Here is a 7,678-nt window from a genome sequence, read left to right on the forward strand (position 1 = left end):
GCTGACACCACCCCTTAATTCTCAAAATCTCTCACCCCTCACTCCTTACCCCTCACCCCTTCTGATATAATCGCAGGCTATGCGTTGGGAGACAGGCAACATGGCATGGCATGAGATAAGCGGTGGAATCACTGCGCCAAGGGGTTACAAAGCGGTAGGCATTAGAGCGGGGTTAAAGCCTTCAGGACTACCAGATTTAGCCCTAATTTTGTCAGATGTAGAAGCGATCGCCGCAGGTGTGTTTACCACATCTCAAGTCCGTGCTGCTTGTGTCGATTACTGCAAGCAAAGATTACAAGACAAACCCAGCGCCCGTGCGATTCTTTGCAATGCAGGGCAAGCTAATGCTGCTACGGGTTCTCAAGGCTGGTTGGATGCCCTAGAGTGTGCGATGGCACTGGGGCAAGCATTGAGTATTCCCTCAGAATCGGTGTTGCTTGCCTCTACTGGGGTAATTGGCAAAAGAATTGTGATGGACAAGATGCACGCAGGCATTCCCCAACTAGTTGCAGAGGCTTCCGAAACAGGCGGAGATGCGGCTGCACAAGCGATCGTCACTACAGATTTAGTCACAAAATCGATTGCTTTAGAAACAACAATGGGCGATCGCCCCGTGCGAATTGGTGGTATTGCTAAGGGTTCGGGCATGATCCACCCCAACATGGCAACGATGTTAGCTTTTGTTACCTGCGATGCGGCTGTCTCTCCCGCATTATGGCAACATATGTTGAGTCGAGCTGCCGATAAAAGTTTTAACCAAATCACCGTTGATGGCGATACCAGTACCAACGATTGTTTAATTGCCTTAGCCAACGGACAATCGCGCACCCCAGCAATTACCGAAATGGGTGCAGAGGCAGAAAAATTAGAAGCAATGCTGACAGCCGTGTGCCAGCATCTAGCCAAAGCGATCGCCCGCGACGGTGAAGGGGCAACTTGTTTAATTGAAGTGCAAGTATCAGGGGCAACCGACGAAAAAGCCGCGCGTCAAGTAGCAAAAACCATCGCTGGTTCTTCTCTAGTTAAATCAGCCATTTTCGGACGCGATCCCAACTGGGGTAGAATTGCAGCTGCGGCGGGACGTGCGGGAGTACCTTTCAAGCAGGAAAATCTCAGAATCCAATTAGGAGATTTTCTCTTAATGGAAAACGGACAGCCCTTAGACTTCGATCGCGCTGCTGCTAGTGCATACTTAAAGCAAAAAGCAGCACAAAAGTCTCAAGTAGAAACCGTTAGTACTGCCCAGAGCAACGAATTATTAGCGGTTAAAGATGGAGAAACAAAAGCTTTCGAGCGTCAAAGCGGAGGCGATCGCTTTCAAGACGAAACCGTTTTAATTGCCGTCAGCATTGGCAGTGGTTTCGGTTCTGGCATAGCCTGGGGCTGCGATCTCAGCTACGATTACGTGAAGATTAACGCTGAATATACGACGTGAAGATGTAGAGACGTTGCACGCAACGTCTCTACATCTAACGTTGCAACAACACGCTGACAGTCGTTTTCAATTCTGTCCCGCCACTTTCAATAAATAATTTACCTCCATGTAATTCTGTGATGCGTTTTGCCAAAATTAAACCCAAGCCTAAACCCTGTTGTTCGTAAAATTTGCGCTCGAATTGCATATAACCGCCAATACTAGCAATTTGTTCGTTAGACATAGCGCGTCCGTAGTTAGTAATACTAATTTTGAATCCATCTTTTTCAGTGGCAGCTTTGACATGAACAGATGTGCCAGCTTCAGAGAATTTAAAAGCATTATCGATAATTTCTTCGATCGCTTTTTTCAAGTCTCGCTTCGCAATTTTGACGTTAGAATTAGCAACTTGTAAAATTAAATCTGCTTCTCGTTGATATTGTTTTGCCTTTTGAATTGCTATAGCAAAGATAATATCGCTAGGGTTGAGGGTTTGACAACTGCGTAAAGCTTGTAGTTCTTCAGGATTAGTGGCTAAGAGTTCAATTTGAGCGTACATAATAAAATTCTCAATCATTCTTTGCAGGCGTTGAGAAGAATTATGTAAATTTTGGGCGGTTTCTAATAGTTCTTGAGGTTTTATTGTATCGTAACTTTCAACTAGGACTTTAGAAAAAGCTAGGACTTCGCTTAAAGGTAACAATAGTTCTTGCGGTAGAGCATCGGTAATACTTCTGCGTAACTCGGCTAGCTTTTTTTCTGACTGTTGGGCGACAAATGCCTGCTTTTGCAATCTCGCCGCGATCGCCCCCAATAGTTCCGTGCGTGTAAATGGTTTGCTGATGTAGTCATCTGCTCCCATTTCCATGCCTTGGCGCACGTCTAATTTATCAGCTTTAGCCGTTAAAAAAATAAATGGAGTTGATGCTGTGAGCGGATTTTGACGTACCATAGTTAATACCCCATAGCCATCCATTTCTGGCATCATCACATCGCAAATAATCAGATCTGGCTTATGCGCTAATGCCATCTGATAGCCTTTCAATCCATTTTCTGCATCAATCGTATCAAATCCTTCTGCTTCCAAACGGGCGAGTATATTTTCTCGCACTGATAGTTCATCTTCAATCACTAAAATTCGGCTCATGTCGATCTTTCCTAATTAATTTAGAGTTAAAAACTGTGTTTTAATGAGGTATTCAAAAATTAGCATTCAGAACTCAATCGTCAAAATGAAATACCTCGTACCCTCATGTCTTGATAAATGAATTTTTCGTGACTCCTAACTGCTTTCATAAGGAAGAGAAACTATAAAAGTTGTTCCTACTCCAACTTCACTTTCAACAGTAATATTGCCGCAGTGCAAATCGACTGCTCTTTTGACAATAGCTAAACCCAAACCCGTACCGGAGATCGTGCCGACATTGCTAGCCCGATAGAAAGACTGAAACAACTGTTCTCTGTCGATCTTAGGAATTCCAATACCTCGATCCTGCACCTGAAAGATCACTTTTTTTGCATCAACATTCAGATTGAAACTGACGATACTACTAGTAGGAGAATATTTAATTGCATTTGATAATAAATTAATCAAAATATGGCGCAATAACTTTTCATCCAACGCCACCTCGCTAGATTCACATTGAGAATTCAAGTGAATTGTGTGGCTGTCAGTAATCATTTGCATCTCCTCTACTAGCTCGCGACAGAACTGGACGATATCGAGTTCGATTGGGTTACACTCTAGTTTTCCCGCTTCGGCTTTCCCAATTAACAACACGTCATCTAAAAGTTGATTCATGTGCTTGACAGTGGTGACAATGCGCCGTAAGTGCAGCAGTTTCTTTTCTTCTGCCCATTGAGAGCCGAAATCTTCCATCAATTCGGCTGAAGACAGGATAGTGGTTAATGGCGTGCGGAATTCGTGAGAAGTCATGGTGACAAAGCGAGACTTGAGTTCGCTAAGTTCTTTTTCTTTAGCCAGCGTGTGCTGCATTTCTGCTTCAGTTCGCTTGCGATCGGTAATGTTGCGGACGATCGCCATCACTTCATTTTCTGCACTCACGACAATTCGCGCTTCGTAATCGCGCAATTCATCTTCGGTGTAAAGTTGGTATTCAAAGATTTGCAATTCTCCCGTAGCTAAGGCTTGCTGAATGTAATACATCGTCGGCTGAGCGATTTCTGGTGGCAGTACTTCATCAATTCGTCTGCCCAAAAACCGATCTGGCGGGACAATTAACTCTTCTGCTTTAGAAACTTTGTAGTTGACAAAAATTCCATCGCCATTCATGCGGAACATTAAATCGGGAATCGCATTGATCAGAGCGCGGTTAGTAGCAAGGCTAGAACGGAGAGCTTCTTCTGCTCGCTTGCGCTCGGTAATATCGGTAGAGATACCCCCAACAGCGTAGGGTTCGCCAGCAGCATTGAATAAGGGAAACTTAACTGAAAGGTAAGTATGCAAACCGTCATCGTGGGGTAGTACCTCTTCCCAATCCAATGCCGATTTTGTCTCTAACACCTGGCGATCGTTGGTTCGCAGCACCTCAGCAATTTCTGGCGGGAAGATCTCGTAGTCAGTTTTGCCAATTGCCTCAGTTCGATCTAAATGGAACAGAATCCCGTACCAAGAATTGATCGTGAGATATTTACCTTCTAAATCTTTGACGTAAATTAATGCCGTAGAGTTATCTAAAATTGCTTGTAACCGCTCCTCGCTCTGCCGCAGTGCCTCTTGTACTTGCTGGCGTTCTGTGACATCGTGGGCAACAATGCAAAAAACTTCTTTGCCACCATAAAAAATTGAATTGAGATGAACTTCTGCATAAGCCACGCTCTCATTGCTGCGGTGATGTGGCACTTCTCCTAAAAATAGATTTTTTCCCCTCAGCGCGCGCTGGGCATTGCGATCGATTGTCAGGCGATCGCCTGCGAAAATATCGTATAGCGTCAGTTGTAAAAGTCGCTCGGGAGCATAACCGAGGAAACGCGCAAAAGCATCATTTGCTTCCAAAATACGTTTTGTCTCGATATCGACGAGACAAATTCCCTCGGCAGTCTGCTTGACTACAGCACGATACCGAGATTCGCTGTCGTGCAGTCCTTCTTCTGCTCGCTTGCGTTGCATTAATCCGCCTAGCTGGGTAGCCACAGTTGAGACGATCTCGACTTGATGCTTGTCCTCAGTGCAAGATTCGGACATGAAAAAGGCGATAACAGCTAGTACTTCCGATCTGTTCGCAGCGCGATCGGCGACGATCGGAATGGCTAAACTTGCTTTGAGACCAGCAGCCCGTGCTAAATGGCTGCGGACGATCGCCATCTCAGTCTCGTCTTCTAGACTCGGAACCCAATGCGGTTGCTGCGATCGCCAAACATGACCGATTAAACCAACGCCAGGGGAGAATTTAAATTTCTTGCTCGAACTACGGAAGTTTGTGACGTTGTAATGCTTGCCATACCAAGCAGGACTGCTCTGAAGGATATCGTTTTCTGCACTGGGTATCCACGCCTCACCATAACTCCAACCAGTAAATTCGCAGATCTGACGCAGTGCCACTCCCAGAGCAGCATGGAAGTTTTGGGCATCTCCGATCGCCTGAGCGATTTTTTGTAACAGCCGGACTTCTGCCTCAGCGCGGTGACGTTCTACCATTTCACTGTGGAGTTGCTGGTTGATGCTGACCAGTTCGGCAGTCCGATCGGCAACTTTGGTTTCTAACTGACAATAAGCATCATGTAGGGCTAATTCCGCAGCTTTGCGATCGCTAATATTACGAAAAATTCCGCGAGTCGCCGTTGGTTGAGACTCGACAAATTGACAGTTGATGCTACCTTCTACCCAAATTTTTTCGCCTTGCTTGGTGACAAAAATTGTTTCAACTTGCGCGAATTTTTCGCCAGCCATGATGCGCCCAAAGACTTCGAGGCAGTGACACAAGCTATCGGGATGAATAATGTCGTAAATTTTTAGCTCGGCAAGCTCTGCTTCGCTATAGCCAAGAGTTTCTTTCCAGGCGCGGTTGACATAGATAAATCTGCCATCTGGCGTAACCGATTGAATCAAATCGTTAGCATTTTCAAATAAATCTCGATAACGTTCTTGGCTCTGTCGCAGGGCAAATTCAGTTTGCCGCTGCTGTTGATGTGCCTGCTGTAAATCGATGAAATTCCGTCTTAGCTCCAACTGTGTCATGACCTGACGCGCCAGAATTTCCAAAGCCTCCAATTGTTGGGGACTCAACTCGCGAGGTACGTAGTCGATCGCGCAGAGAGTTCCCAAAGCAAAATTGTCCGATGTCACCAGTGGTGCGCCCGCATAAAACCGAATTTTGGGTTCTCCAGTTACCAGCGGGTTGTCGACAAAACGCTCGTCTTGGCAAGCATCAGGCACGATCAGTAAGTGGCGTTCGGCAATTGCCCGATCGCAAAAAGCAATATGACGAGGAGTTTCTGGAATAGTTAAACCAACTTGAGACTTAAACCATTGGCGCTCGGCATCGACCAAACTAATGAGTGCTGTAGGAGTCTGGCAAATTTGGGCAGCCAAACGAGTGAGATCGTCAAACGCCTGTTCTGGTGAAGTATCCAGAATATCGTACCGCTGTAGGGCATGAAGTCTATCTATTTCGTTACTAGGCAGTGAATCTTTCACCGTCATTTTCCTACTATGATTTAGCGATCGCCTTTATCAGTTACCAGTGACCAGTGACCAGTGACCAGTTAATTCTGAATTCTCCAAGGGTTATTCTTAACAGTTAGTATTCCCAAGTTTTTGCATTGACTTACATTTTTACTGCTGGCGATGTGAAAGATTGGGAATTCTGGGTTTAAATGTTATTTGGCAAGCGAGTAGTGAAGAGTGGTGTGTGGTGCATGAAGAAGGGGTGTAGGGTGTGGGTAATGGGTAATGGGTAATAGGTAATGGGTAATTGGTAATTGGTAATTACTCCCCTTCTCCCCCTCTCCCCCTCTCCCCCTCTTCCCCTCTGCTCCCAGCTCGTCCCTGCTCCCAGCTCGTCCCTGCTCGTGCGCTCCCTGCTCGTGCGCTCCCTATTTTTTTGTGACCAATCAACAGAAATCTCGAACTTTAGCTGGAATTGCGGGGATTGTGGCGATCGCAACCCTGCTGAGTAAATTAGTTGCCTTGTTCCGCCAACAGGCGATCGCGGCGGCTTTCGGTACGGGTATAGCTGCTAATGCCTACAACTATGCCTATATCATTCCTAGTTTCTTTTTAATCTTGCTGGGAGGTGTGAATGGTCCGATCCACACCACGATTGTCAGCATCTTAGAAAAGCGTAGCAAACAGGAAGCCGCTCCCCTAGTGGAAAGCATCACGACTCTAGTTAGCGGAGTGTTGTTGCTCGTATCCATCGCCCTGTTCTTGTCGGCGGATGGATTAATTTATTTGGTGGGTCCGCAATTGAGCCAGACAGCCCACGCGATCGCTGCCGAGCAATTGCGAATTATGTCTCCAATGATTTTACTATCGGGATTAATTGGAATTGGTTTTGGCACGCTCAATACTGCCAATCAATACTGGTTGCTGTCCCTCAGTCCCGTACTTTCTAGTATCACAATTATTTTGGGGCTGGGAATCTTATATTTATCCGTGGGAAGCCAAATAATTTCTCCTGCTTATGTGGCGATTGGCGGGCAGGTTTTAGCCTGGGGAACCCTTGCAGGGGCATTATTTCAGTGGATCGTACAATTAATCGTACAGTGGCGGTTACGACTCGGTACGCTGCGCCTGCGGTTCGATTTTCGCTCTCCTGGCGTGCAGCAAGCAGTTAAGTTAATGGCTCCGGCTGTTTTTGCTTCTGGGATGCTACAAATTAATCTGTTCACCGATTATTTCTTTGCTTCCGGCATTCCTGGGGCTGCTGCTGCTTTCAACTACGCTAACTTGATCGTTCAGACTCCCCTGGGCATCATTTCCAATGTCATTTTGCTGCCCTTATTTACAATTCTCTCTCGGCTTGCCGATCCGTTAGAGTGGCACAATTTGAAATCGCGACTGCGCCAGGGATTGATTCTAACGGCTCTCACGATGCTGCCTTTAGGAGCTTTGTTTGCGGCTCTAGCGATGCCAATCGTCCGAATCGTTTACGAACGCGGAGCCTTTCAACAAGATGATTCGCAACTCGTAGCTTCAATTTTAGTTGCCTACGGCATTGGTATGTTTGTCTACTTAGGGCGCGATGTCTTGGTACGAGTATTTTACGCCTTGGGAGATGGAGAAACGCCCTTCCGCGTTGG

4 protein-coding genes are annotated in these 7,678 nt (G+C 46.2%); 2 read left to right on the forward strand and 2 right to left on the reverse strand.

The features are described from left to right. Window positions 1-79: 79 nt before the first annotated feature. Window positions 80-1,435 (forward strand): bifunctional ornithine acetyltransferase/N-acetylglutamate synthase, encoded by a 1,356-nt coding sequence (gene argJ / locus DSM107010_RS01730; protein WP_241994084.1) that lies wholly within the window; start codon window positions 80-82, stop codon window positions 1,433-1,435. Between the two features lie 34 nt (window positions 1,436-1,469). On the opposite strand, the gene DSM107010_RS01735 is transcribed toward argJ, so the two are convergent. Together DSM107010_RS01735 and DSM107010_RS01740 are read right to left on the reverse strand one after the other, a co-directional pair. After that, complete coding sequence (locus DSM107010_RS01735; protein WP_015157088.1) at window positions 1,470-2,561, reverse strand: hybrid sensor histidine kinase/response regulator; 1,092 nt, start codon at window positions 2,559-2,561, stop codon at window positions 1,470-1,472. A gap of 135 nt (window positions 2,562-2,696) precedes the next feature. Continuing rightward, a complete protein-coding gene (locus DSM107010_RS01740; RefSeq protein ID WP_158631721.1) occupies window positions 2,697-6,071 on the reverse strand; it encodes a PAS domain S-box protein in 3,375 nt (1,124 codons plus the stop codon). A gap of 408 nt (window positions 6,072-6,479) precedes the next feature. Here DSM107010_RS01740 and murJ point away from each other — a divergent pair. After that, on the forward strand, window positions 6,480-7,678 hold a 1,199-nt coding region (murJ, locus tag DSM107010_RS01750; protein WP_241994085.1), incomplete at its 3' end, for a murein biosynthesis integral membrane protein MurJ.

It is taken from the genome of Chroococcidiopsis cubana SAG 39.79, assembly GCF_003991895.1.
GTDB classification, from domain to species: Bacteria; Cyanobacteriota; Cyanobacteriia; order Cyanobacteriales; family Chroococcidiopsidaceae; genus Chroococcidiopsis; species Chroococcidiopsis thermalis.

Excerpts from the sequence above, each read along its gene's own strand:
- argJ (WP_241994084.1), top strand. The coding sequence starts at position 80 with ATGCGTTGGGAGACAGGCAACATGGCATGGCATGAGATAAGCGGTGGA.
- DSM107010_RS01735 (WP_015157088.1), bottom strand. The coding sequence starts at position 2,561 with ATGAGCCGAATTTTAGTGATTGAAGATGAACTATCAGTGCGAGAAAAT.